This is a genomic window from Crinalium epipsammum PCC 9333 (genome assembly GCF_000317495.1).
GTDB classification, from domain to species: Bacteria; Cyanobacteriota; Cyanobacteriia; order Cyanobacteriales; family PCC-9333; genus Crinalium; species Crinalium epipsammum.
This window is the reverse complement of sequence record NC_019753.1, coordinates 914,766-940,581: the sequence shown is the minus strand read 5'-3', so window position 1 is coordinate 940,581 and position 25,816 is coordinate 914,766. Positions and strand designations below refer to the sequence as shown.

The 25,816-nt window shown below is 41.1% G+C and carries 21 protein-coding genes; 9 read left to right on the top strand and 12 right to left on the bottom strand.

Going from position 1 to position 25,816, the window contains the following annotated elements:
- Positions 1–8 precede the first annotated feature (8 nt).
- Positions 9–1,325: an O-antigen ligase family protein gene (locus CRI9333_RS03990; RefSeq protein WP_015201872.1), complete on the bottom strand. Its 1,317-nt coding sequence runs from the start codon at positions 1,323–1,325 to the stop codon at positions 9–11.
- Positions 1,326–1,392: 67 nt separating this feature from the next.
- Entirely contained in the window at positions 1,393–2,235 is an 843-nt protein-coding gene (locus CRI9333_RS03985) for a YaaW family protein (protein ID WP_015201871.1), read from the bottom strand.
- A gap of 128 nt (positions 2,236–2,363) precedes the next feature.
- Here CRI9333_RS03985 and CRI9333_RS03980 point away from each other — a divergent pair, with 128 nt between their 5' ends.
- Together CRI9333_RS03980 and argZ are read left to right on the top strand one after the other, a co-directional pair.
- Positions 2,364–3,473: an NAD(P)/FAD-dependent oxidoreductase gene (locus CRI9333_RS03980; RefSeq protein ID WP_015201870.1), complete on the top strand. Its 1,110-nt coding sequence runs from the start codon at positions 2,364–2,366 to the stop codon at positions 3,471–3,473.
- 317 nt (positions 3,474–3,790) lie between these two features.
- On the top strand, positions 3,791–5,896 hold the full coding sequence (gene argZ / locus CRI9333_RS03975; RefSeq protein ID WP_015201869.1) for a bifunctional arginine dihydrolase/ornithine cyclodeaminase: 2,106 nt from the start codon (positions 3,791–3,793) through the stop codon (positions 5,894–5,896).
- Between the two features lie 132 nt (positions 5,897–6,028).
- On the opposite strand, the gene CRI9333_RS03970 is transcribed toward argZ, so the two are convergent.
- On the bottom strand, positions 6,029–7,000 hold the full coding sequence (locus tag CRI9333_RS03970) for a polyphosphate kinase 2 family protein (RefSeq protein WP_015201868.1): 972 nt from the start codon (positions 6,998–7,000) through the stop codon (positions 6,029–6,031).
- A 161-nt stretch (positions 7,001–7,161) separates the two neighbouring features.
- On the opposite strand from CRI9333_RS03970, the gene CRI9333_RS03965 reads away from it, so the two are divergent.
- Positions 7,162–10,104: a DUF3131 domain-containing protein gene (locus CRI9333_RS03965; RefSeq protein WP_015201867.1), complete on the top strand. Its 2,943-nt coding sequence runs from the start codon at positions 7,162–7,164 to the stop codon at positions 10,102–10,104.
- 83 nt (positions 10,105–10,187) lie between these two features.
- Positions 10,188–10,883: a TVP38/TMEM64 family protein gene (locus tag CRI9333_RS03960; RefSeq protein WP_015201866.1), complete on the top strand. Its 696-nt coding sequence runs from the start codon at positions 10,188–10,190 to the stop codon at positions 10,881–10,883.
- A 63-nt stretch (positions 10,884–10,946) separates the two neighbouring features.
- On the opposite strand, the gene trmFO is transcribed toward CRI9333_RS03960, so the two are convergent.
- The 3 genes from trmFO to CRI9333_RS03945 form a co-directional block, all read right to left on the bottom strand.
- Positions 10,947–12,281 (bottom strand): FADH(2)-oxidizing methylenetetrahydrofolate--tRNA-(uracil(54)-C(5))-methyltransferase TrmFO, encoded by a 1,335-nt coding sequence (gene trmFO, locus CRI9333_RS03955; RefSeq protein ID WP_041226324.1) that lies wholly within the window; start codon positions 12,279–12,281, stop codon positions 10,947–10,949.
- Positions 12,282–12,434: 153 nt separating this feature from the next.
- Positions 12,435–12,785, bottom strand: a complete 351-nt coding sequence (locus CRI9333_RS03950) for an SH3 domain-containing protein (RefSeq protein WP_198013620.1) — start codon at positions 12,783–12,785, stop codon at positions 12,435–12,437.
- Positions 12,786–12,860: 75 nt separating this feature from the next.
- Positions 12,861–14,360 (bottom strand): site-2 protease family protein, encoded by a 1,500-nt coding sequence (locus tag CRI9333_RS03945; protein WP_015201863.1) that lies wholly within the window; start codon positions 14,358–14,360, stop codon positions 12,861–12,863.
- Between the two features lie 119 nt (positions 14,361–14,479).
- On the opposite strand from CRI9333_RS03945, the gene CRI9333_RS03940 reads away from it, so the two are divergent.
- Positions 14,480–15,208, top strand: coding sequence for a hypothetical protein (locus CRI9333_RS03940; protein WP_015201862.1), 729 nt, complete (start codon positions 14,480–14,482; stop codon positions 15,206–15,208).
- A gap of 170 nt (positions 15,209–15,378) precedes the next feature.
- Here CRI9333_RS03940 and ctpA read toward each other — a convergent pair whose 3' ends face one another.
- Positions 15,379–16,614 (bottom strand): carboxyl-terminal processing protease CtpA, encoded by a 1,236-nt coding sequence (ctpA, locus tag CRI9333_RS03935; RefSeq protein WP_015201861.1) that lies wholly within the window; start codon positions 16,612–16,614, stop codon positions 15,379–15,381.
- A 308-nt stretch (positions 16,615–16,922) separates the two neighbouring features.
- On the opposite strand from ctpA, the gene petB reads away from it, so the two are divergent.
- From petB to CRI9333_RS03920, 3 genes are all read left to right on the top strand, one after another.
- Positions 16,923–17,570 carry a cytochrome b6 gene (gene petB / locus CRI9333_RS03930; RefSeq protein WP_015201860.1) on the top strand — a complete coding sequence of 216 codons (648 nt, stop codon included), beginning with the start codon at positions 16,923–16,925 and terminating at the stop codon, positions 17,568–17,570.
- Between the two features lie 66 nt (positions 17,571–17,636).
- Entirely contained in the window at positions 17,637–18,119 is a 483-nt protein-coding gene (gene petD / locus CRI9333_RS03925; protein ID WP_015201859.1) for a cytochrome b6-f complex subunit IV, read from the top strand.
- A 169-nt stretch (positions 18,120–18,288) separates the two neighbouring features.
- Positions 18,289–18,669 carry a hypothetical protein gene (locus tag CRI9333_RS03920; RefSeq protein WP_015201858.1) on the top strand — a complete coding sequence of 127 codons (381 nt, stop codon included), beginning with the start codon at positions 18,289–18,291 and terminating at the stop codon, positions 18,667–18,669.
- Between the two features lie 145 nt (positions 18,670–18,814).
- Here the strand turns inward: CRI9333_RS03920 and CRI9333_RS03915 are convergent, their stop codons facing one another.
- The 4 genes from CRI9333_RS03915 to CRI9333_RS24705 form a co-directional block, all read right to left on the bottom strand.
- On the bottom strand, positions 18,815–19,249 hold the full coding sequence (locus CRI9333_RS03915) for a hypothetical protein (RefSeq protein WP_015201857.1): 435 nt from the start codon (positions 19,247–19,249) through the stop codon (positions 18,815–18,817).
- 114 nt (positions 19,250–19,363) lie between these two features.
- The gene (locus tag CRI9333_RS03910; RefSeq protein WP_015201856.1) at positions 19,364–21,331 is read right to left on the bottom strand and encodes an FHA domain-containing protein; all 1,968 of its coding nucleotides are present in this window, start codon (positions 21,329–21,331) and stop codon (positions 19,364–19,366) included.
- Between the two features lie 165 nt (positions 21,332–21,496).
- Positions 21,497–22,042, bottom strand: a complete 546-nt coding sequence (locus CRI9333_RS03905; RefSeq protein ID WP_015201855.1) for an FHA domain-containing protein — start codon at positions 22,040–22,042, stop codon at positions 21,497–21,499.
- A 115-nt stretch (positions 22,043–22,157) separates the two neighbouring features.
- Positions 22,158–24,533, bottom strand: coding sequence for a CBS domain-containing protein (locus CRI9333_RS24705; protein ID WP_015201854.1), 2,376 nt, complete (start codon positions 24,531–24,533; stop codon positions 22,158–22,160).
- Between the two features lie 203 nt (positions 24,534–24,736).
- On the opposite strand from CRI9333_RS24705, the gene CRI9333_RS03895 reads away from it, so the two are divergent.
- Positions 24,737–25,000: a hypothetical protein gene (locus CRI9333_RS03895; RefSeq protein WP_015201853.1), complete on the top strand. Its 264-nt coding sequence runs from the start codon at positions 24,737–24,739 to the stop codon at positions 24,998–25,000.
- A 102-nt stretch (positions 25,001–25,102) separates the two neighbouring features.
- On the opposite strand, the gene ispD is transcribed toward CRI9333_RS03895, so the two are convergent.
- Positions 25,103–25,783, bottom strand: a complete 681-nt coding sequence (gene ispD / locus CRI9333_RS03890) for a 2-C-methyl-D-erythritol 4-phosphate cytidylyltransferase (RefSeq protein WP_015201852.1) — start codon at positions 25,781–25,783, stop codon at positions 25,103–25,105.
- Positions 25,784–25,816 lie beyond the last annotated feature (33 nt).

Below are 25,816 nucleotides of genomic sequence, written 5' to 3'. Positions count from 1 at the left end.
AACTAAAATCAGTTTAATTTTTGCTCTAGTGGGAGTATCGCACGATAATTATAAACTATTCCACAAATAGCCGATAACAGTAACCACCCTAGAGTATTTACTCGTAAATCAAACAAAGTTACATCTACAGTATTAAATACTGTACATCCACCGAAAGCAACTAGATAAGTAAATAAAATTAACTTGTCTTCAATAAAATTAGCTGAAAGTTTAGCTAAAATTAGCCCGCCTTGAACTAATATCCAAGCAACTAAGCCAAAAAATAATAATGTTGCAGGTATACCAGTTTCAGCAGTAAACATTAGCAATAAATTATGAGGATGTCCTAGCCAAATCTGGTTTTGTGCTTCATAAAGTGGGGTAAAACTGCGTAATCCCCAACCTGTTAACGGGCGTTGTTGAGTCATCCACAAAGCAAATTTCCACAGCGTTACCCGCCTTGCAGCTATCGCGTCTTGATTGGTAAGCCTTTCCCAGAAAAAAGCTGGTACAATTGCTCTTAAAGTTGGTTGCAGTGGTGGAGGTGCAAAAGCAGCACCAAGCACACTAGCAGTTATAGTTGTAAATATAGGTACCAACCAATACCATGCTTGGTAAAGCGCAAAAACTAGACAACTGATAATTATAATTCCCCAACCATTGCGGCAGCTAGTTAAAATTAGGGCGATCACACTTCCAATTACACTTATACTTAAAAACCCTAACCGTAACCAATTGCTACGAAGCGGGGCAAAAGTTTTATAAGTTTCTAGCCATAATCCTAGCCCTAAAATAAACACAATCTGCAAATAAGCAGCTAAGGTATTAGTATTCATAAATACCGAAGCCATTCTACCGCTAGGAGAACCATTAGGTTCAAGTACCCACCCTAAAATAGGTTGTAATTGAGTTAACGTACTCCAACCCCAGAATAGTTGTCCAAAACCAAGAATTACTACAGGTAGAGAAGGCAAAACTATTACCCAAGCCATTTGTTTTAACTGTACAAATGTTTGAATTAGGATACTATAAGCTGCAAATATCAAAAAAAACGGTAATAAATTAGCTAATCCTAATAAAGCTTCTAAGGGTTTATAAGCAAAGCAAACCTTAATGACTAACCAACCTGCTAATATTGCTAGTCCCCAATTGATCCGACGTTGAATGATATGTTTTAAATGTTGCTTGCAAATAACCAATGCTACAATTACCAATCCAACAGCACCAAAAGCAGGTAATAAAGGAAATAAAAACAGGCTTAACAGGGTGAAATTCCATAACGCCTGTAAGCCTGGCTCGGGGTGTTGAATTTTTTTTAATATCAAGTTAAAAAAATCAAATTTCATTAGGCTAAACGTAACATTTGCGATTACCTAATGTTAAATTGTGGAGGCTAAACTTGGAAATAGCAGTTCATGCGATTTCCCAGCATTCGGAACGGGTAAGCCGAATTTGTGCTAAGGCATAGATGGTTGGAATAATGCGACCATAATTAGTAGCGATCGCTCTCCATCCTAAATCAGCCAAAAACCAACCCCACATAGCAGGACCAATAAAAGCTAAAACACCCCTAGCAGCCCCATAGCGGGCAGCACTCACCGCCATGCCACGTCCGGCGGTTTGCATTGCTAAGTAGCCTTGAAGCTGGGCAGCCGCAGCCGCGCCACCTTTAACAATAGTTTCTCTAGCTACTTGATAGGTAGCAAAGTGAAGGGCAAACTGACGGGTAAGTTGTTGTAGTAGTAATGGCTTGATGAAAGAACTTACAGCCAAGGCGCTACCACCCTTGAGGATTAAAGTAATTGGATCGTGCTGTAGGTGTACGGGTAAAGGTTCAGAGAAATTGGTTTTAGCAAGCGATCGCTGTACTCTAACTGTTAAGGCTTGCTTTTCTGATGATGGCAGTTGTTTCCAAGCGCGGCGCATTAAACTCAGAAATATTTCTGCTTCTAAATCAGTAGTAGAAAACTTATTAGAATAAGGAATTTTTAGATAACGGCAAACTTGAATCAATGCTTGTCGATATGTAACTTCACGAGTACGCCCCCGCAACACAGTCATCCCATCTGCTGCTAGAAAGCGAAATCTCTCCTCGATCGCATTTAACCAAGTTTCACGATCTTGGCATTGAATGTCTATAGGCTCAGGTGTATGAACATAATCTAGAGGGTTAAACTTGCGCTGAAACAAGATATCCGTCAGTTGCTGCAACTCTTCCTCAGTGGCTAACTCTAGCGCCGTTCTTAGTTCGTCCAACTTTCATGCCTCCAATGTCCTATAGATTCTCGCTGTTCTTTATTCTAGTATTTGCACTGGTAGGTAAGTTGTGACTATGCGGACTTTAATCCACTTCCTCTCAACCGTCAACAGTCAGCAAAAAGCTAATGACTAAAAGCAATAAGATATGTGATGTTGTCGTAATTGGTGCTGGTATTGCAGGACTAATTTGCGCCCAACAGTTACAGCAAGCAGGTTTAATCGTCGTTGTTGTAGAAAAATCTCGCGGAGTCGGGGGACGTTTTGCTACACGCAGGTTACATGATACTCGTGCCGATCATGGTGTGCGCTACTTAGAACCTTACGGTAAGCGGTTGCAGCAGTTAATTGATGAATTAACTAATCGTAATATTTTGCAAGTTTGGACTGATACTGTTTATGAATTAAGCGCAGATGGTATTTTGCAACCCAAAAATGATTATCCTCGTTATATCGCATCTGAAGGAATGACGGCGGTAGCAAAATTTTTAGCTACAGGTTTAGATATTAGGTTAAATCAGCGAGTAGAAGCAATTCAAATTAAGGCGGAAAGAGATTTATTGAGTGTAGAGAATAATGAGTGCGATAGCACTTATCAACTACTCTTAAGCAGCCCAGCAACCCAAACACCAGATAAATTAAATGCTAGAGCCATAGTTGCCGCTATCCCTGCACCACAGGCTGTGAGCTTATTAGAACCATTAGCCGAAAGTGGTTTATCACCAGAATTTATTAATAATTTGCGCTCAGTAGAATTTGATCCTTGTTTGAGTGTCATGGTTGGTTATCCCACATCAAAACAACAAGATTTAGATCAACTATCACCAGCTTGGAAAGCGGTTATTTGTCCCCACGATACTCAAATAGCTTGGATAGGTTTAGATAGTAGCAAGCGCCAAGAAGTAAAACAGCCAGTATTGGTAATTCAAAGTACACCAGAATTTGCCCAAAGTTATTTAGATATTGATAATTTAGAACCTGCCGCTCATCAACTTTTATCACACGCCTCTAAAAATTTAATACCTTGGTTGGATAAACCGGAATGGTTACAAATACATCGCTGGCGCTATGCTTTCCCTAAGCAATCTTTGCAGATAGATTACTTAGATACTAATATGCTTTTACCTCTAGTATGTTGTGGTGATTGGTGTGGAGGTAATCGGATAGAAAGTGCGATTAATTCGGGATTTGCTGCTGCTGTAAAGATTAATCAAAATTTACAAGGAGAAATATTTTAAATAAAATAACCTGAAAGGCACAAAAAACACGAAGCCTAAATTCTTATGAGTTTTTACCTATAAATTCCCACCCAAAAATAAACTTCTTCTTCTGCGTCCTCCCTTACGGGAAGCCTAGCGCTAACGGCTAATGCGTTAAAAAAGCTCTTTAAAGTAATAAAATAGAAATAAGTATCTTAAATTACAAAAAGCTGAAATAGAGAAATTTCAGCCTTTATGTTTTTCTCGTCAAGATTCCGTAACAATTTCTACAGAATTTGATCCTAGAAACTCTGTATTCAATAACAAGACGCTGGTTGTATTTTACCTAAACATTTATGGCTTCCCAGATTCGCTTCTTGATGTGCGCTCCTGACCACTATGACGTAGATTATGTAATTAACCCCTGGATGGAAGGGAATATTCATAAATCATCGCGCGATCGCGCAGTTGAACAGTGGGAAAAGTTACACTATGTTTTAAAAGACCACGCTATTGTAGATTTAGTTAAACCCCAACTAGGCGTGCCGGATATGGTATTCACGGCTAATGCTGGTTTAGTATTGGGTGATAACGTAGTTCTGAGCCGCTTTTTTCACAAAGAACGTCAAGGAGAAGAACCATTTTTTAAAGAATGGTTTGAATCTCAAGGATATAAAGTTTACGAATTACCGAAAGATTTACCCTTTGAAGGCGCTGGTGATGCACTCTTAGATAGAGAAGGGCGCTGGTTATGGGCGGGTTATGGTTTCCGTTCAGAGTTAGATTCTCACCCATATTTAGCTAAATGGTTAGATATTGAGGTGTTATCTTTACGCTTAATGGATGAGCGGTTTTATCATTTAGATACCTGTTTTTGTCCTCTTGCTGGCGGTTATCTACTCTATTATCCTCCCGCATTTGATTCTTTTTCCAATCGTTTGATAGAAATGCGGGTTCCAGAATCAAAACGCATTGCAATTGATGAAACAGATGCCGTAAATTTTGCTTGCAATACTGTCAATGTAGACAATATTGTGGTAATGAATAAAGCTAGTGATAGTTTAAAGCAACGTTTAAATAATACTGGCTTTCAAGTAATAGAAACACAGCTAACAGAATTTCTTAAAGCAGGTGGTGCAGCTAAGTGTTTAACCTTGAGAGTAACTGAACCTGTACGCACAGAAGTTACTGCCAATGTATCAGTAGAAAGTCGTACAATTCGCTTAGAAGGACATCTACTAGATTCTGGATTAATTAACCGTGCGTTAGATAAAATTATGGAAGCTGGCGGTAGTTTCCAAGTACTAAGTTTTGATTTAGGAGAACAGCGCCAAAGTACATCTAAAGCAGATGTAAAAGTTTCTGCACCTTCCCATGAGGTGATGGAAGCAATTTTATCGCAGTTAATTGATTTAGGTGCGGTTGATTTACCCCAAGATGAAAGAGATGCGAAGTTAGAACCTGTTATCCAAAATGGGGTTGCACCAGATGATTTTTATGTCACTACTATTTATCCTACAGAAGTAAGGATTAATGGTAATTGGATACGGTTGCAAAATCAGCGCATGGATGGTGCGATCGCTATCACTAAAACCGATAATGGTATAGTCGCTAAATGCAAGCTGCTACGAGATTTAGAAGTTGGCGAAGATGTAGTAGTTGATATCTTAGGTATTCGCACAGTCCGTAAAACAGAGTCACGGGAACAACGCAACACCCAAGAATTTAGTTTTATGTCTGCGGGGGTTTCCAGTGAACGCCGCGTTGAGTTAGTAGTAGAACAAGTTGCGTGGGAATTAAGGCAAATACGCGATCGCGGTGGTAAAGTTGTAGTCACAGCAGGTCCCGTTGTGATCCATACAGGCGGTAGCGAACACTTATCACATTTAATCCGTGAAGGATATGTGCAAGCATTATTAGGTGGGAATGCGATCGCAGTTCACGACATAGAACAATCTATGATGGGGACATCCTTGGGTGTGGATATGAAACGAGGTGTTGCAGTCCAAGGTGGACACCGCCATCATTTGAAAGTAATTAACACAGTGCGTCGTTGTGGTAGTATTGCGGCGGCAGTAGAGCAAGGAATAATTACTCACGGCGTATTATATGAATGCGTCCACGCTGGTATACCATTTTCCCTTGCAGGTTCCATCCGGGATGATGGACCCTTACCAGATACCCAGATGGATTTAATTAAAGCACAAGAAGATTACTCCCGTTTAATTACAGGTGCAGACATGATTTTGATGTTATCTTCCATGCTGCATTCTATTGGTGTGGGGAATATGACACCATCTGGGGTAAAAATGGTATGTGTGGATATTAATCCAGCAGTAGTTACTAAATTAAGCGATCGCGGTTCTGTAGAATCAGTAGGAGTAGTTACCGACGTTGGTTTATTCCTGAGTTTGTTAGTGCAACAATTAGATAAATTAACCAGCCGTTACAATGCTGCTTAAATTGTCATATTAAATTTGTTTGATTGCCAAAAATGTAGAGACGTTATATACAATGTCTCTACATTTTAATTGCTACGATAAGTTCTTACAGACCTCATAAAAAGCTAATAGCTAACTGCCAGACAAAACAAATTAATCTGGAATCACAATCTTTTCTAAACCTGCTTCCGCCGTTGGGTATTGCGGATTCATTGCTTCGAGAGTGTCGGCGATCGTGCGGGCAATCACCAAATTGCGATACCATTTATTATTTGCTGGCACAACATACCAAGGCGCGTAGGAAGTCGAACAGTTATTAATCGCGTCCTCAAAAGCTGTTTGGTAGTCATCCCAATATTCCCGTTCTTTGATATCGTTACTAGAAAACTTCCAACGCTTATCCGGGTCATCTAACCTACTCTGCAACCGTCGCTTTTGTTCATCTTTGGAAATATGCAAGAAAAACTTAATTACTGTAATGTTACTTAACGTGAGCGTTTGCTCGAAATTATTAATTACGTGATAGCGTTCTCGCCAAACGGATTCTGGAACCAACTGCTTCACACGCACGATTAATACATCTTCGTAGTGCGAACGGTTGAAAATATTAATCATTCCGCGTTGGGGCGTACGTTGGTGGTAGCGCCACAGAAAGTCGTGACTGGATTCTTCATCACTGGGCTTTTTAAATGACCAAACTCGGCAACCTTGGGGGTTAACGCCGCTAAAAACGTGCTTAATTGTGCCATCCTTACCGCCAGTGTCCATCGCTTGCAGCACAATCAGCAAGCTGCGTTTGTTTTCTGCATACAAACGTTCTTGTAATTTACCCACGCGATCGCGTTGCTTTTGAAGTTCCTCTTCAACGTGCTTCTTTTTTTTGTAGTCTTCGCAATCGTTTGGATCAAAGTCAGCTAAAACTATCGGCTTTCCAGGTTGAACCCGATAGTGGGGATAATCAGGCTGGGGTGGTGGTTCGTCTACTACGATGTTTTCTGGCGACATCACATCAGCAATTTCTTCTGTCGCCTTAGCTACGGCAAGTTCTGTTTTGGGGGCTTCCGCTTCCGATATATCGTTGCTAGGAGTATTTGCGTGTTTTTTGGAATTACTGCGGCGACCCATAAAGCTTTCCTATGAATTTTACGTTTGATCAGCAGACACAGGAACATTTTCCGCGTCTGTGCATCTTATTCAAAATTATGGCTGTAATTGTATGACTACGCCCTAAGATTTCTCTATCTTTTATCTTAGAAATAGAAGTTCCTTCAACGTAGCATAGCTCCATGAGCCACAAATCATCAAGGTTGATCGCTTTGTTCCTTACAGGGACTATTTTGCAGTTTTTGCCATCTAGTTTTGTAGCAGAACGCTCATTAGCCCAAACTCCAACTGCAACGCCATCAAGTTGTGCAGAAATAGTTACGCCCTTGACCGCAGAAGAGCAGACTTATGCACGTACCGCTTGGCAGTATTTTGTGGCAAATTACCAACCCGCTACAGGATTTGTCAACTCAACTGGGGGCTATCCTTCTGGAACTTTGTGGGATATGGCAAATTACCTAATGGCGCTTAATGCTGTCCGTTGGATGAATATCATCGACCAGAAAGAATTTGATAACCGCGTCAACAAGTTTTTAACAACTCTGAATAGCCTAAAGCTGTTTGAGGATACGTTGCCGAATAAAGTCTACAACGCCGCTACAGCAGAAATGACTGATTATGGTAACCAACCTAAGCCACGCGGTATTGGTTGGTCAGCTTTGGACATTGGGAGGATGTTAGCGGCGTTTCATATCATCCGTACCTGTCATCCTCAATACTCAGATTGGATGAAAGGAATTATCTCTAAGTGGAAATTAGATCGCTCTGTAAAAGACGCACAACTTTACGGAGCCCTAGTTTTACCCGACGATAAGACATTGCTGGTACAAGAAGGGCGATTGGGTTACGAGGAATATGCGGCGCGTGGCTATGAACTTTGGGGCTTCAAACCCACTAAAGCTTTAGCCATCGAACCTTTTGAATTTGTCAAGATTCACAATCTCAATATTCCAGTTGATACCCGTGACTACCAGAAAACTAACGCTAACAACTATGTTGTCAGCGAGTCATATATTCTAGATGGCATCGAATTTGGTTTGAAAGGGTATTTGCAGGATTATGCCAAAAGTGTCTTTGAAGTGCAAAGCCGTCACTTTAAAGAAACAGGTGAGTTAACAGCAGTATCAGAAGATAATATTGATCAAGCTCCTTATTTTCTCTACAACACTGTTTACTCCAATGGAGTAAACTGGGCTGTAATTACAGATGAAAATAAGCTTACTCCGCAACTACGCACTCTTAGCACCAAAGCAGCATTTGGCTGGTACTATCTTTATCCAGACAACGCATACGCCAAACAACTTTTTGATGCTGTAAAAGATTTACGTAGTCCAGATGGGAACGGTTTTTATGCCGGACTTTATCAGGAAACTAAAAAACCAAATAAATCTTTAACTGGGAATACCAATGGGTTGATTTTAGAAATTCTGTACTTTAAGGCGAGAGGAAATCGCCCGCTAATTCAGTCGGATGTTGTGAGTTTTGCACCAGCACCACCTACAGGAAATTCTTTAGTTGCAGGAACATCACCTCCTACTGGCTCAAATTCCAACACTAATACAGCGACAGCGACCCCACCGCCTGTAGCACCTCCCACGCAAACAGCGACGGCGACCCCACCGCCTGTAGCACCTCCCACGCAAACAGCGACGGCGACCCCGCCACCTATAGCACCTCCAACGCAAACAGCGACAAACTCACAAACTGCGGCTGTGATAGTTAAACCTATTCCGCCAGTTGATAGTTCCCAAGGGTCATCATGTCCAAAATTAGCTGTACCCCTAAAGGTACAAGAACGACGCTATGCTGAGGCGGCTTGGAACTACTTTGAGGCGAACTATCAATCTAATACAGGACTGGTAGCCGATCGCAACGGCTTTAAAGCAGTAACTCCTTGGGGAATAGGAGATTATTTAGCAGCATTGCACGCGGCGCGATCGCTTGCCATCATCTCCGAGCAAGAATTTGACCAGCGTACCCGACTACTATTAGCAACTCTAGCCAAACTCCCCCTCTTTGCTGGTGAATTACCTGCTAGAGGTTACGATACTCGCTCATTGCATCCTGTTGATTATGGCGGCAACCCGATTGCTCAAGGTACAGGCTGGTCATCTCTCGATATCGGACGCTTGCTGGCTACGCTTTACAATTTAAAAAGCTGTCATCCTGAATATACTGATGCCGTCGATCGCATTGTGCTGGATTGGTCATATTTGCGAGTAGTACGGGACAAAAAGCTTTCCAGTGCTGTTATCACCAAAGATGAAAATGAGCGTATATCTCCCACCGGATCAACAGCAACTAAAATATTAATTAAGCCAGAAACTCGCTTTGGTTATGAAGAATATGCAGCCCGTGCGTTTCAGTTGTGGGGATTTGATGTAGAACGTTCAGCCGTAGGTGGACAGTATCAAACCGCATCTGTTGATGGGGTGGAAGTACCAACATCGCGATCGCGACCTGATGTTAAATCTCAAAATAATCGAGATAATCAGTATACAGTTAGCGATCCATTCTTCCTTTACGGCTTGGAATTTGGTTTCGATCCTAAAATGCTCGCTCTAGTCGATCCTATCCGCCGAGTACAAGCAGATCGTTACCGTCGCACGGGAACACTTACCGCCTCTGGTACTACTGTACTTGACCGCCAGCCGTATGTTGTCCAGAACACTATCATTTCAGGAAATCAGCCTTGGGTGGCACTAGGAGATGATGGTAAAGCCATACCAGATATGCGTCTAGTTAGCACAGCAACCGTTTTTGCCTATCGTAGTTTGTTTCCTAACGATGCTTACGCGGATGAATTGTGGCAGGCTACACTCGACTTATATAGTCCCTTACTCGGCTATTATGAAGGCTTTTTTGAAAAAACTGGCAAACCAGTAATGGCTTTCACCAGCAGCACCAACAGCATTGTTCTGCAATCATTGTTATACATGACAACCAATCGTCAGCCGATAATTCGTCCGACAAAAGAGATGAATTCTCCTTGGTGGCGGGCGGTTGCTGAGGGAGATTCCGGTCGCGGTTTACCCAGTTCTCGTACCCAAACAGCCAGATTTACTTCCAATAGTTCTGGAGGTTACTGGGTTTCAACTGGCGATAATCCCACAGCATTGAGGTAAACAAACTACAGCTAAATCAAGCATTTTTGTGTAAGTTTTAAATTGGAAAAAGTAACAATTTTTCTGGTGTTTATGATCAAATAATGAAAATAAATTGGTTACGCAGTCGAAAATTTTGGCTATTGGTACTGGGTGGAATTTTAATTGTTGTAGTTGGCAGCAAGCTACCACTTCAAGATTGGTTTACTCAAATTAAGCATCAACTAGCCCTGCTTGGTTGGTGGGCAATGCCTGCTTTCACAATTCTGTACCTACTTGTTACAATTTTTTGTCTCCCAAATATTCTTCTTATCCTGGTATCAGGCAGCTTATTTGGTCTGTTTAAAGGAATTGTCTTGGCATCAATTGCAGATACTTTAGGCGCAGTTGCTTGTTTTATTCTGGGTCGAACAGTATTGCGACAACGGATTAAGAAGTGGATTAGTAAAAATCCCAGTTTTGCTCAACTCGATCAAGCAGTGGGCAATCAGGGCTGGAAAATCTTGCTGCTTACTCGACTTTCTCCATTAGTTCCCTCTAATGTACTCAACTATGGATTTAGCTGTACAAAAGTAAATTTTTGGCAGTACTGCTTTTGCTCTTGGTTAGGGATGCTGCCTATAATTTCGTTGTATACATATTTGGGTTCTTTCGGTGTTCGACTCCTCAATGAAGGGTTAACACCAGGAAAAGTAGCTTTGCAATCAGTGGGAGCATTACTCGCAATTGGTGCTGGCGTTTATACTACACGCATTGCCAAAAAAGCTTTAACTCCTAAATGCCCCTCTGAAGACAATTAACAATTAACAATTAACAATTAACAATTAGCAATTAGTAATTAGTAATCACTAATCACCAAAATCCTACAGCATTACTGGTGTACGCAGTTGGGTGTGCCAAGATTGTAGAGCAGCTAAAGAGCGATCGCGATATGCTCCATAACGTTCTGGTTTACTCTTGATTTTCTTCCCTAGTTCTGGTAAAATCCCAAAATTAGGCGGCATTGGTTGAAAATGTTTCGGTGACGCTGAACTAATAAACTCAAACAACGCCCCCATCATTGTTGTTGGCGGTAATACTAAAGGTTCTTTACCTAAAGCTATTCGTGCAGCATTAGTTCCTGCTAACCAACCTCCAGCCGATGCTGCTGTATATCCCTCAGTACCAATTAATTGCCCTGCTGCTAATAATGTCGGACGCTTTTTAAATTGTAAAGAAGGTTGCAATAATTCAGGTGCATTAATAAAAGTATTGCGGTGCATTACTCCAAAGCGCACAAATTCAGCTTCTTCCAACCCTGGAATTAACTTAAATACCCGCTTTTGTTCGCCCCAACGCAAATTTGTTTGGAATCCTACCATATTCCATAACTGACCTGCTTTATCTTCTTGACGTAGCTGTATCACTGCATAAGGACGTTCACCTGTACGGGTATCTGATAATCCTACTGGCTTGAGGGGACCATAACGCATGGTATCTTCCCCCCGCCGCGCCATTTCTTCAATTGGCAGACAACCTTCAAAAAACTTAGCTGTTTCTATCTCAAAATCTTTCAATTCTGCTTGTTCTGCTTTACACAATTCTTGTAAAAAATGGAGATATTGCTCCTTATTCATGGGGCAATTCAGATAGGCTGCTTCTCCTTTGTCGTAACGAGAAGCCATAAAAGCAATATCGCGATTAATAGATTCTCCGGTAATAATTGGACTGGCTGCATCAAAAAAGCTCATGTATTCCATACCAGTAAATTGTCGCAAGTCTTCAGCTAATTCTGGGGCAGTCAAAGGGCCAGAAGCTAAAACTACAATTCCATCAGTAGGAATTTTTGGAAATACATTTCGGCGCAATTCAATTAAAGGATGATTAGCTAAAGTTTCAGTTAAATCATGGCTAAATTGTCCGCGATCTACTGCTAATGCACCCCCCGCAGGAACAAAATGTTCATCGGCTTTACTGATAATAATTGAACCAAGGCGACGCAATTCTTCATGTAATAAACCCGCCGCGCGATCGCTTGACTGCGCCCCAAATGAATTACTGCATACTAATTCCGCTAATTCACCCGTATGATGGGCAGGGCTTTGTCTTACAGGTCGCATTTCGTGCAGTACAACTGGTATTCCTGCTTGGGCAATTTGCCAAGCTGCTTCTGTACCTGCAAGTCCTCCACCTATTACTTGAATCGCCTGTTTTTCTATCATATTAACTCCTATAAAAATCTATTTAACGATTAGGATTTTTCTTTGAGGACTTAGGCAGAGATCCCCCTAAATCCCCCTTAAAAAGGGGGACTTTGAATGCCCCCGCCCTTAAAAATGTAGTCTAGGGGGAATCTATGTTAAAACATTAATTTATTCTTTACCTTTGGACTTCTTTTTAATGGGTTCTAACCAAAAATCAAAAGTTGCAGGATTAGCCTCTCCTACCCAACCTTTGATATTACCCTTTTGGATTTTCCACCACACATGGCTATTGAGGCACTCTGGGCCATCTAATACTTTAAAAGTATTTCTGTTAGAAAGTTTACCAAGAATTTTGTTGCTTCCAGGCTGGCTACGGATATTAAGTCTCACACTAGATATAGAGCGACCTCTCATTCCCACTTTAAGGCGTGGTCTAACGTAACCGCCACTCGCACCTTGAAAACAAGGCTTTGGTGTAGCATTAACAATATTTACTGGCTGAATGATAGCAGATGTCATTAGCAAAAAGGCTAATGTAATTTTTAATTTAAACATTGATTACTGCTCCAATAACTATTGCTCGAAGCTGATGGTTTAGATGTGTAATAGTGCGGTAAGTAGTTTAGGAACTGGCAACAAGATAATTACTAAAATACTTAAAGCTACTAATCCCCAAATATCCCGTTTGTTGTCTAATTCACTAACATCATTAAGGGCAGGTTCATCAGTTGCGGGCATAAACAATAAAACTATAGCCCAGATTAGTAAATCAGGTTGAACAAAAGCTAATCCTAATACTAATAGCCGAGTAATCTGTCCCACGATCGCACCTGTTCTTTGCCCATACATAGCATGAACAATATGACCGCCATCTAGTTGTCCTACAGGCATTAAATTTAAGGCGGTCACTATCAAACCAATGTAACCCGCTACGGCTACAGGATGCAAATGTATTGCAGTTTCGGCAGCTAATTCACTGCCCATTGCTAATTTACCTAACAGTGTTAGCAATAAGGAAAATCTGGGATCTAAGGATTCAAAATTTAATATTCCCGATTGAGCAGAAATTGGTACAACTTCGGAATGAGTTAAACCCCAAAATAATAAGGGTAATGTAATGATAAATCCAGCTAAGGGTCCGGCGATCGCTACATCAAATAAAACTTTACGATTGGGTATTGGCGATCGCATCTGAATAAATGCCCCAAATGTCCCTAAAAAGAACGGTATGGGGATAAAATAAGGCAGCGTTGCTTTAATTTTGTAGTATACAGCCGCCATGTAATGCCCTAATTCATGGATACCCAGAATTGTCATTAAAGCTAAAGCATAAGGTAATCCTTGCAATAATATCGCTGGGTTGCTGAACACTTGTTTAAAATTAAAAGAAAAACCTGCGACTACTGTGCCGATGAGGGTTGTAGTAAGCAAAGTAACTAACAGCAGCGTTAAAGCTAAACCAGGTCGTTTTAAAGGTTCAGTATTTACTCTAGACTTAGGATCAGCGATCGCGTTGGGAACTAAAGCAAAGAAAGGTGTTCCACTCAGACTTTCTTGGAAAATTAATAAGAAGCGATCGCCAAACAACTGTTCAACATTTTCCCGAATTGTCTGATATGCTACATCTGGTTTAGCACGTAACTTACCTTTACAAAGAACTGCTTGCGGTCGATACTCAATATTTTCTAAATAGTAGATCGACCAAGGAAAACAATTTCTCAGATTATCTTCTTCAGTTTTATTGATTGGTCGTACACTTGACAAATCAGTAGAAACTTCTATTTTGGGTTGTACCTCTACCTCTGAGTTTTGAGGATTAGCAGGATTAATTGCTTCTGATTTAGATACCTTACGTCCCCGATGTAGCAACACCCAGTATAATAACGAACAAACCACAAACGGGACAATCACAAGTCCTGGTGGCATTGGTGTCTGATTACCATAAATCATTGCCCAAGCAGTCAAGATTCCTGGTGGTGTCATTAACACCAACCATAAAATCCATACGGGTGTGCGCGTGATATTGGCAACATTGCGTTGCACTATCAAGTATGTGATCGCGCCGATTAATAATAAAAACAACCAAATAGGCATGAATAACAGTTGAATCTATCTAAAGGATTTTTAAAGCAAATTCAGTAAAATTGACAGTGGGAAATTAGCCATGCTTCATTGTTAGTTTTGTCAGCTTAATTGTTTAAGTACAGTGCCAAGTGCAACATCATAACTTAGAAAACAACACCTTTAACACACTTGAAAGTCCTGCCACTGAACCTCAACAGGCAGCGAGTAAGCCACCTCGGTCTGTACTAGAAGGTATTTTTGCCTTTCCACCTAATCGTGACATATTAGGAGGAACAGCTTATTTCATTGTAGAAAAAGAAGGCAATATCTTGATCGATTGCCCTGCATGGCAGGAAACTAACGAGCAATTTATCAAAGCGCAAGGGGGCATTCGGTGGTTGTTTATTACCAATCGGGGAGGAATTGGGAAAGCGCGAGAAATTATGCAAGCCTTTAACTGCGAGATTCTTATTCAAGAACAAGAAGCATATTTGTTGCCAGAACTTGCTGTAAAACCTTTTCACCAAGAGTTAACCCTTAGCCCTGATACTAGCATTATCTGGACACCTGGTCACTCTCCTGGTTCCTCTTGCCTGTATTACAGCAGACATGGCGGTGTATTGTTTTCTGGGCGGCATATCTTACCGAATAAGCAAGGAGAACCTGCGCCTCTACGCACGTCAAAAACTTTTCACTGGTTGAGACAAATCAAGAGTATTGAATCACTGCTTGCTCGTTTTACACCCGCAACTCTGAATTATATCTGTCCTGGTGCAAGTACTGGCTTTTTACGTGGTAAAGCAACTATTGATCAAGCTTACCAAGGTTTATCTGAGTTAGATTTGGATGCTTTGCGGCACTCTCCCGCCTTGCTGTAAAAAAATTATGTCGAGAATTAAGTAGGTTGGGTTGAGGAACGAAACCCAACACTTGCCATTACGCAAAACATTACGCGGGCAAGATGCCCGCACTACACTCGTGGAAGCTCTGCCCCTCTGCCCCTCTGCCCCTCTGCTCCTCTGCCCCCCTGCTCCTCTGCCTCCCCTACTCAGGAGGCATCGGCGGCGAGAATTGGCTGAGTCAACAACTCTAACGCCTGCTGATATTGCTGATCTAAACTCGTACCGACCTGATCAAGTGTGATTGGGTTGATGGACACTAACTGATCTGGTGTAATACCCAATTTATTAATATCGTGATGGTTTGGTGTCTCGTACTTAGCGACAGTTACAGCTATACCTGAACCATCGGGTAGGTCAAATAATGACTGAATTAAGCCTTTACCAAAAGTTTTTTCGCCTACCAATTTCGCTCTGCCATTATCTTGCAATGCACCTGCTAAAATCTCGCTGGCGCTGGCAGTTCCTTGGTTAACTAAGAGAATTAATGGGTCATTTGTTAAGGCAACGCCGTCCGCTTCAAAACTGCCTATAATACCTTGTCGATTAACTGTGTAGACTATTGTGCCTTCGTCTAACCAATACTGAGCAATCTCAATTCCTGCTTGTAATAAACCACCAGGATTATTTCTTAAATCGAGAATATAGCCTTGTGCGCCTTGTTGTTCCAGACGTTTGATAGCTTGGGCTACTTCTGTTGGCGCGTTTGCACTAAATTGGCTGAGGCGAATGTAACCAACGGGAATAGTATCTGGTTGATTGCGTAATTCAGCGTAAACCGGATTTAGGGTAATGCGCGATCGCACTAAGTCTATTTCTTGAGGTGTTTCTCCCTGGTGTTGGATTGTCAATGTAACTGAAGTTCCCGCAACTCCCCGCATCCTGGCTGCTGCATCATCCAAGGTAATTTGTTTTGTAGGCATTCCGTCAATCATCAAAATGCGATCGCGCGGTTGAATACCCGCCGTTGCTGCTGGAGAACCTGTAATCGGTGTGACAACCTCTAACTCTCCAGTTTCAGCATCCATAGCAATTTGTAAGCCAACACCGCTTAACTCACCCGATGTAGTCACTTGTAAACTACGATACTGGTCAGGTCTTAAAAACCGTGTAAACGGATCATCAAGAGTTTCCAGCATTTTTGCAATAGCCGTGTATGTGGCTTCCTTGCTTTCCAGCCTTTGTTTCATAGCTTTTTCGCGGATTGACCACCAGTTTTGATGGTTAAAACTGCCATCGACATAAGCATTATTGACAATTCGCCACGACTGCATCACAAGTTGCTGATTTTCCGTCAAAGCCTCGGCTGGGGGTGTCCACCAGCAAAACGCTAAGATAATCTGTAAGGTCAAGAACAAACCAACCCAAAAACCTCGTTTGTGCATCACAAAATCAATTAACAATTAACAATTAGCAATTACCAATTAATAATGACCTATTAGCAATGACCTATGAGCAATCGCCCCTGAGTAAACATAAAGTCGTTTATTAGTGTAGGGAACCTCTGTAGTTAAGCTGAGAAAAGTATAAAATTAAGTAACAAGGCGGAGAGCAAACTTAATGTAGCTGCTCAACGGCGTGGGTCACACGGTCGATGCTTGTAGAGGGCAAAGTCTTTGGACTCCCTGTAAAGCAAGAATCTCACTGAGTCAAGGTGAGAATGTCTAGTTAATATTTTAGGAACTCTGGCTTTATGGCGAACGTTTACGACTGGTTTGAGGAACGCTTGGAAATTCAAGCGATGGCAGACGACGTAACCAGTAAGTATGTACCTCCTCACGTTAATATCTTCTACTGCCTGGGCGGGATTACCCTGGTATGTTTTTTAATCCAGTTTGCTACTGGATTCGCCATGACGTTTTACTACAAGCCAACAGTCACGGATGCTTTTAATTCCATTCAGTACTTAATGAATGAAGTAAACTTCGGTTGGCTGATTCGCTCCATTCATCGCTGGTCTGCCAGCATGATGGTGCTGATGATGATTTTGCATATTTTCCGAGTTTACCTCACTGGCGGCTTCAAGAAGCCTCGTGAGTTGACTTGGGTAACTGGTGTGGTATTGGCAGTTATTACCGTTTCTTTCGGTGTGACTGGCTACTCACTACCTTGGGATCAAGTCGGTTACTGGGCTGTCAAGATTGTTTCTGGTGTACCAGAAGCTATTCCTGTTGTTGGTTCTTTGATCGTTGAACTTATTCGTGGTAGTGAAAGCGTTGGTCAATCAACTCTTACCCGCTTCTACAGCCTGCATACCTTTGTATTGCCTTGGCTGATTGCTGTGTTCATGCTGCTACACTTCTTGATGATTCGTAAGCAAGGGATTTCTGGTCCATTGTAATTGTTGGCGATCGCAACTAGAAATGCACGCTGCTGATCTTATTTGATTAAGGAGACAACCTCAACCATGTCAACTCTTAAAAAGCCGGATCTGAGCGATCCTGTATTACGTGCCAAGCTAGCTAAGGGAATGGGTCATAACTACTATGGCGAACCCGCTTGGCCTAATGATTTGCTCTACATCTTCCCAGTAGTAATTTTAGGTACAATTGGTGGCTGTGTTGCCCTAGCTGTGCTTGACCCAGCAATGATTGGCGAACCAGCAAATCCCTTTGCTACTCCCTTAGAAATTCTACCTGAATGGTATTTGTGGCCTGTTTTCCAAATCCTGCGGATTCTACCCAATAAATTAATGGGTATTGCTGCTATGGCATCAGTTCCCCTTGCACTAATGCTCATTCCTTTTATTGAGAACGTCAATAAGTTCCAAAATCCCTTCCGTCGTCCAGTTGCTACGACTGTATTCTTATTGGGTACTTTCATCACCATCTGGCTCGGTATTGGTGCTACCTTCCCAATTGATACTTCTCTGACTTTAGGTTTGTTTTAAAATCTAAATTCTTTTGTTGTGATTACGCCTGCGAGTTTTTCAGTAGTACTACGGTGCTGCTAATATTAACCGCAGGCGTTAATTTTATTAATTAGCGATCGCTCTTAAAATATTGGAATCTGGACTAAACTTAAATTGTTGATTAAATACTAATTTATAGGAAATCGTTATGAACCAGAATAGCTCCCCAATATTTCAGCTTAACCTTTCGGGCATTAAATCTTGGCTCTTCATCGTGGCAGGAATTTGGCTACTCGGAATGATCGGACTAGGCTGGCTGGTTAAGTCTTTCGTAATTTTGTTGGCGCTAATTGTGATCGCGCCAGTAATCGGGTTTTTGGCTTTTCGCTGGTGGTTACAGCGTAACGTTGTTATTAGCCAATGCCCTGTGTGTAGCTATGAATTCACTGGCTTTAATCGCACGCAATTTGACTGTCCTAGCTGTGGAGAAACTCTCAAAGCCGAGAAAGATCATTTTGAACGCCTGACACTTCCTGGCACGATTGATGTGGAAGCCGTAGAAGTGCAAGTATCTCAATTAGAAAATTAAGGTTGTTCTACTTAAAGGCAAATTAACGCAGATAATTGAGCCGACTCAAGTCAGTGTCGCCAAATATAGCTATTTGGTGATGGTACGCAATCAACGATGAAAATCAATCAAATTTTAAAGTTGATTTGGTTCAATTAAAACCTAATTAGTTATTTTTCTGAGTAAGAGATAGGGTGTACTGATTAGCTTTCCCAGCGCGATCGCCTACATAAATCGAGTACAGCCCTTGCTTCCAATAACCAGGTGACTCAATATTACCTTCAGAGAAACTGTCTGCTGATAAACAGGTTCGCTTGCCTCCTGGTTCCTGAATTAACAAAGTCGGATTACCAGAACTTTGTAGGCTAAAGCGCAGATATTGAAAATCCTGAGTCATTTTGATTTGATGGTTGGGCGTAGCTGCAACTTTCCCGCAGTCCGGTGTTTGCTTTGTTCCACCAGATTTGCCACTAAAAGTCATGGGATCTTCTTTGAATCCTGGATTGAGTGCGATCACTGAACCACTCAAAGCAGCACCAGTGCTACTGAAAATTAGAGCTATGATACTTGGAATAAGTATCCAATATTTTTGTCCTTTCATCGTGCGATCGCCTCTGCTGCTATAGGATATTTTTGAGCATAAGCGCCCTAGTTTTATAGATGCTCTCTTCTTAACAATTGTTCCTATAAATATAAATACAAAACTTAGGGATTTTTAGGAGGGAGATTGATTAGCTACCCATTTCAGCCATTGCCCAAAGGAACTCACGGCATTTAACCGATGTAGTCCTGGTGACTTTGCTGAGGCTAAACTATCAACTGAACGCAAGGCTGCATACTGTAACCCCAAAAAGCTATCAACTGGCGCGTAATAATTTCCTAATGTAGTTGCACCAGCAGCATACATTCTGCCTTTTTGATTACGCATTTCTACTAATTCAAATTCATCAGAAACTACTAAACGTCCTAAGTGATTTAAGGGTAAGTTGTAGTGCGTTACTAAATCATCAAGTAAAGGGTTAGTTTTAACTTTGGCATCAAGACCTGTAGCATCAATAATAAAGTCAGCTTCTAGGCGCATTTGTCCTTTCATGCCTTTTTCTTGAATATAAGTAACTGTAGAACTATTATTAGGATCGCGCTCTACTTTTTCTACTTCACCAAAATTAATTTGATACCAACCTTGATTAATTCCTGCTTGAACAATTTTTTTCCAATCTCCTCTATCTGCGGTAGTAGTTCCACCCCAGTCTGTTAATAAGTTTGGTCTTTTTTGTGGATCGGCTTTTTCTAAAACTGCCTTAAGTTCACCACCCCAGGTAGCTTTTGGCCAGTTAAACGGTTGAAATTCATAGTGATTTTCAACTAGCCGTTGAGATTTGCCAAATTTGTTTCCTTGGGGTTTAGGCGATCGCATTAAATGCAACAATGCAATATTCTGGTTGTGTTGTCGTGCTTCATAAATACGCTGCACAATTCTTGAAGCAACAATTCCCCGACCACGAATTAATACAGTCCCGCCATGACGTTCTAAATGTTCATATACGTGATGATGGTCTTCATAAGCATTAACTACTGATAGAAAATCTTGAGTTTGTTCCCGATAAGCTTGCAAATCTGGGAGGAATTGAATTGCGGGATATCCTGTTGCTAAGTGTACGTTACGGGCAATCAAAAAAGCATAGTTGTGAGGGCCTTCACGGGAATATGCGATCGCATACCGTCCATCTGCGGTTTGACGAATTGCCCGCACCCTAGCATAACGAAACATTTGCTGCCAACCGATCCTTGCTGTCTCTCGATCAATTGAGTCAAATACATTTCCCGCACGCGGTGTGTAAGTATCAGCAAACGTAGGTTCAGAAAATACCTGCCACAAATATTTAAATGTTTTACTGTTGACTTGTCCCTTAGAGAAATCGTGCCAAACTTCCCGCAAAGCATAACTAGGCCATCCCCAAATATTATCAGGGCAAGAATCAGAGTTTGACCGCAACCTTTCCTGCAAAGGTATTTGAGAATTTAAGCAAAGTCTTTTGTAACGCGCATAAGGCTGTTCTTCCATTCCTAAAGCTGCTATTTGTTGAGACTTTACTCCATAAATTCGCAACAAATCTACCCATACAAAACTACCTAACCCAGCGCCAACTGTGGCATAGTCAATTTCATCTACTGGTAAACCTGTAGCGTGTAAGTCTTGCACAGAGACTTGTAATGCTTGAAAAGCTGATGGTGGAAAACTACTTCCTGTTGGTACTGGTTGAGGTGCAGGTTGATTAAGTCTGGGGTCTGGTATATTTGTGTCTGGGTTAAAGAAAATTTGCGAATTACCAGATACAGGTAATTGTTGCGTCGGAAGTGCGGCAAAAGTTACTGTGATTTGGTAAGGGCCAATTTGGAGTGTGTCACCATTGCTTAAATTACTCCGCATTTGGCGTTGACCATTAACAAACGTACCGTTGCTGCTGTTTTGGTCAAATACCACCACCGCACCTTGTTCTAGGTCAATCAAGGTATGGAAGCGAGAAACTTCAAGACTATTGAGAACCACCCGCGCGGCGCGACGATCACCGAATTCTGAGGGCATATGAGCAAATTCTCGTCCCAACGCAACAGGGATATTTAGATTTGGCGATCGCCTTTCTCCTGTCGTTGGTTCTTCCCAACTCAAAGTTATTTGCATAAAACGTTATTGATCATGGGTCATTGATAATTAATTCTTAGACCTGTCGCATAAGTCAAGTTTTAGATAATTAACCACAGATGTAAAAAGCAGCTATCCTATGGCTATACAGATGGTATAACTGATTATTGTAAAAAGTCTTTTTTTATTAATAATTGTTAATTGCTACTTGCTAATTAAAACACTTGCCGCCGCAGCTAAAGATGTACCGCACCAAGGGCATCCTAATTCCAACCGTATATAAGGTGAAGTTTTACTACATTTAGAGTTTGGACAGCGTAAACCATAATCTTGAGTAATTGGAATCTTGGGCTGATTAATACTCTTTGCAGGTTGTGGCTGTTGCGGAATTACAATTGTTGCTGGAACTCCAAGGTCAGCAGAATTAATTGCTGTAATGAAGAGTGCTATTTGTCCTAAATAAATAGTACTACCTTGCCTTAAAGACACCTCGCCAGTAACAATAACTTTACCATCTACCACTGCTGGATTAGTTGAGCGTAGGTTACGCAAGTAAAAGTTTTGTTGCTGAGAATTAAAAAATATTTCTATATGTAACCCAGATACAGTCGGATCAGTTAAGATTATGTCGCAACGGGCTGGATCACGACCAATACGCACAGTGCCAGGATTTTTACTTGGCTGTTGAGCAACAATGGTTTGACTTTTGTGCTGATGTTGTTCTGTCCATGTTAAAGTTAGTTCAGCCATGATTACCCCTTAACTTATTACTAAATACTTCAGAGAATAATTGGTTAATTCCTGAAATGAAGTTATTAAGCATTCATTACTGAGAAAGACTGTTAAAAACTTCAGTTTTGCTATATTAATCATTGTGCGGCTCGACTGGACTGTTACAACTAATTTCACCGCGAACTTGACTGGTAGGAAGAGAAACAGTGAAGGTTGTCCCCACATCTACTTCACTTTCAATTGTAATCATTCCGCCATGTGCTTCTACAGCATTCTTAATAATTGTATTACCTAGTCCCGTTCCAGGGATATCACCGATATTACTACCACGATGGAATATTTCAAATAATCTTTCTCTGTCTGTAACTGGGATACCAATTCCTTGATCTTGAATTTGAAAAGTTACCTGTTGATCTTCACAAGCTAGATGAAAATGAATATTGCCACCATTAGGAGAGTATTTAACGGCATTAGATAGTAAATTTGTCAGCATTTGCCGGAGAAGTTTTTCATCTATTTCTACGTTGACGCATTCTCCCTGGCAATCAAATCTAAAGGTATGCTTTAGTCCTTGAATCAGTTCTGTTTCTTCCAAAATATCACGACAAAACTCCTCGATATTAAGAGGTTGAGGGTTAAATTCAATTCGCCCTGATGCTGTTTTACTAATTAAGAGTAGTTCATCTAGTAAGTTAGTAGTTTGTTGAACCGCAGTTTTTATTTTATTAAATTGTTTATTTTTTTTATTTTCGTCAAATTTATGACCATAATTTTTTAGTAATTCGCTAGCAACAAGAATTATTGCTAGGGGTGTACGGAATTCATGGGAGGCAATGGTGACAAAGCGAGATTTGAGTGTACTTAGTTCTTTCTCTTTTTCTAAAGCTTTGGCAAGTTCTGCTTCTGCTCGTTTACGCTCGGAAATCTCTGTTTGCAATTGTGCTAAAGTATGCTGTAATTCGGTTGTACGTTGATCTACCCTAAGCTCTAGTTCGTCATTAGCCTGTTGTAGTAGTATTGCTAATTGTTTAAGTTTTTCTTCTGCGCGTTGACGCTCAATTAATTCGGTTTGAACTTGCTGATAAAGTTGAGATTGTTTTAATGCGATCGCAATATGTGTACCTAGTTGTTCTAATAAATCAATTTCTAATTGCTGCCATTCTCTAGTTTCGCTACAGTGATGAGCAATCAGCAATCCCCAAAGTTGTTCTTCTTTTATAATCGGAACTACTAGCTTTGCCTTTACTTGCAAGTTTTGGAGAAATTCAATTAAGCAAGGTAGGACTTCATCATTTTCTACATCTGCGGTCGCACTAATCCTCCCTTGAACGTATTGTTGATGATACTCTTCGGGAAATACTTCTGGCGAAAAAACTTGTCCTAAAATTGGCTTCCAACCTGAATTTACTGCCTCAGTAACAACCATGCCAGTACCATTAGGCAAAATCTGATACAGTAAAACTCTGTCACATCCTAAAAATTGCCGTACTTCGTGGACAGTTGTATTAAGAATCTCCTCTAAGTTTAAAGATTGACGGATACGAGTGGCGATCGCTCCCATCAGTCGTTCAGAAGACATCTGATGTTGGAGTGCAATTTGTGCCTGTTGGCGTTGGATAACTTCACTATGTAGTTTCTCATTAACAATTTGCAACTCGCTTGTCCTTTCTTCCACCAATTGCTGTAACGCATTTAGCGATTCCAACATTTCTAAGGGGTCAAAGATTTGCAGCAAGCTACTTTGTGTCACAATTCCTGCCAGTTGCCCATCATCTCCAACAACAACTAATCGCCGGATGCGGTATCGTGTCATTTGTTGATTTGCAAACCAAAGAGTTTCACTCTTTTTTGTTGGTAATAAGGGAGTACTCATTACTGTTTCTGCTGTAACAGAAGTGAAGTCCACACCTATTGCTTGCAGTTGCACAATATCGCGTTCTGTAACAATTCCAAGCGGTATGAAATTCTGCTGAGTGTCATCATTGACAATCACAACACAGCTAACTTGATGTGTAGCCATTAATTGGGCTAAATCAAATACTGAGGCAGTAATGGAAGCTTTAACTACCTCATTTGTCATTACATCGGCTACTAATCTTAATTTTAATAAATCCGCAGGTTGCAGAATGTCACGAATACTTTGAGGTGTAGCAATACCAATTAGTTCTTGAAGTTCGTTAACTACTGGTAGATGACGTATGCGATGCTGGCGTAGCATAGAAACCACGCTCAAAGCATTGTTGGCAGCGGATTCTGGAAGCGTGATTAATTGCTTAGTCATCACAGCAGCAATCTCAACATCTGCTAATGCTTTACCTGCGGCGGTGATTTTGACTACATCGCGTTCTGTGAAAATACCCACTAACTTTTGCTGTTGAGTAACTAGCACGCAGCTTGCGCGTGCTTTGCTCATCAGCGTCACAACTTCAGAGACTAAAGTTTCAGGGGGAACTGTCAGGGGATGACGATCAATAGTTTGAGAGGAAGATAAATCCGAGGGAGCAAGCATTAGTTATTTTAAAGGAATTTTAAGATCATATATAAGTTTGTTTATTGAGGCAGTTTATTAACTCTAGTAAATCTGCCTCTCCATTGTAGATGGGGATAACTACTGAAACTTGGGATAGCATGGGTAAGTAGTTGGGTAAAAATAAAAGCTATTCATTCGTGGTCATTGATAATTAATGTAGTTGAGATTATTGGAGGCGCGAAATGTCAGTAACTATTGAATCAGACATCAAGGAAATTTTAAATAAAATTGACCAACGCCTAGATAAACTCGATACTAAGATAGATTTTCTCAGCAAGGATATCACAGACATAAAGGTAGGTGTAGCCAAATTAGAGGAAAAGGTAGACGGACTTAGCAAGCGGATAGACAATCAAGAATTTATCAGTCGTGGCGTTTTAATTGGGTTGATTGTCGCTATTTTGGGCGGGTTCGCCAAACTTTTTGGTTTTGTTGGTGTGCAGTAGCTAAGAGCGTATTTTTAGTTATTGAAACAGGCGTAAAAATAAAAAAGTCCGCGTATGCGGACTTAAACCCCACAAGTTAATGAAACCGAATGAATTATCATTCTATTGTAAACGCTGACGGAGAATAAACTCTGCGATCGCTAAATCTACTGGAGTTGTCACCTTCAGATTCGTCTCCTCACCCTCCACAATCCGCACCGGAAAACCGCATTTTTCAAATAATGCAGCATCATCTGTCACTTCCCACCCTAACTGACGACCTTGATCGTGGCATTGTTTCAGCAACGGAACATGAAATCCTTGAGGCGTTTGTGCTGCCCAAAGTTGACTACGATCAGGTGTACTTTGAATTATGCCACGCTCAACTACTTTAATAGTATCTTTGACGGAGATAGCTGCAATCAAACCATCACAACTCAGCAAAGCTTCCCCACAGCGATTAAATAAATCTGGTGTCGCCAAACACCTAGCACCATCATGGATTAATACTCGTTCAGCATCATCTGGTAGTGCTTGCAATCCATTGTAAACCGACTCTTGGCGGGTTTCGCCTCCGTTAATCAGTTCCACAGGTTTAGTCAGTGATACTTGTGCCAGGATATCTTTGATATCTTCCCAATCTGAAGGTTGACATATAATTCCAATCCAGTTTATGTCGGGGGATGCTTCAGCAGCAATCAGCGTCCAAGCAAGCAAAGGTTTACCGAGTAATGTTAGCAGGAGTTTATTGCGATCGCTCCCCATCCTACGCCCCATTCCTGCGGCTGGAATTAATAAATGCACATTTAGCCTCTGAAATTTAGTAATTTTAGTTTA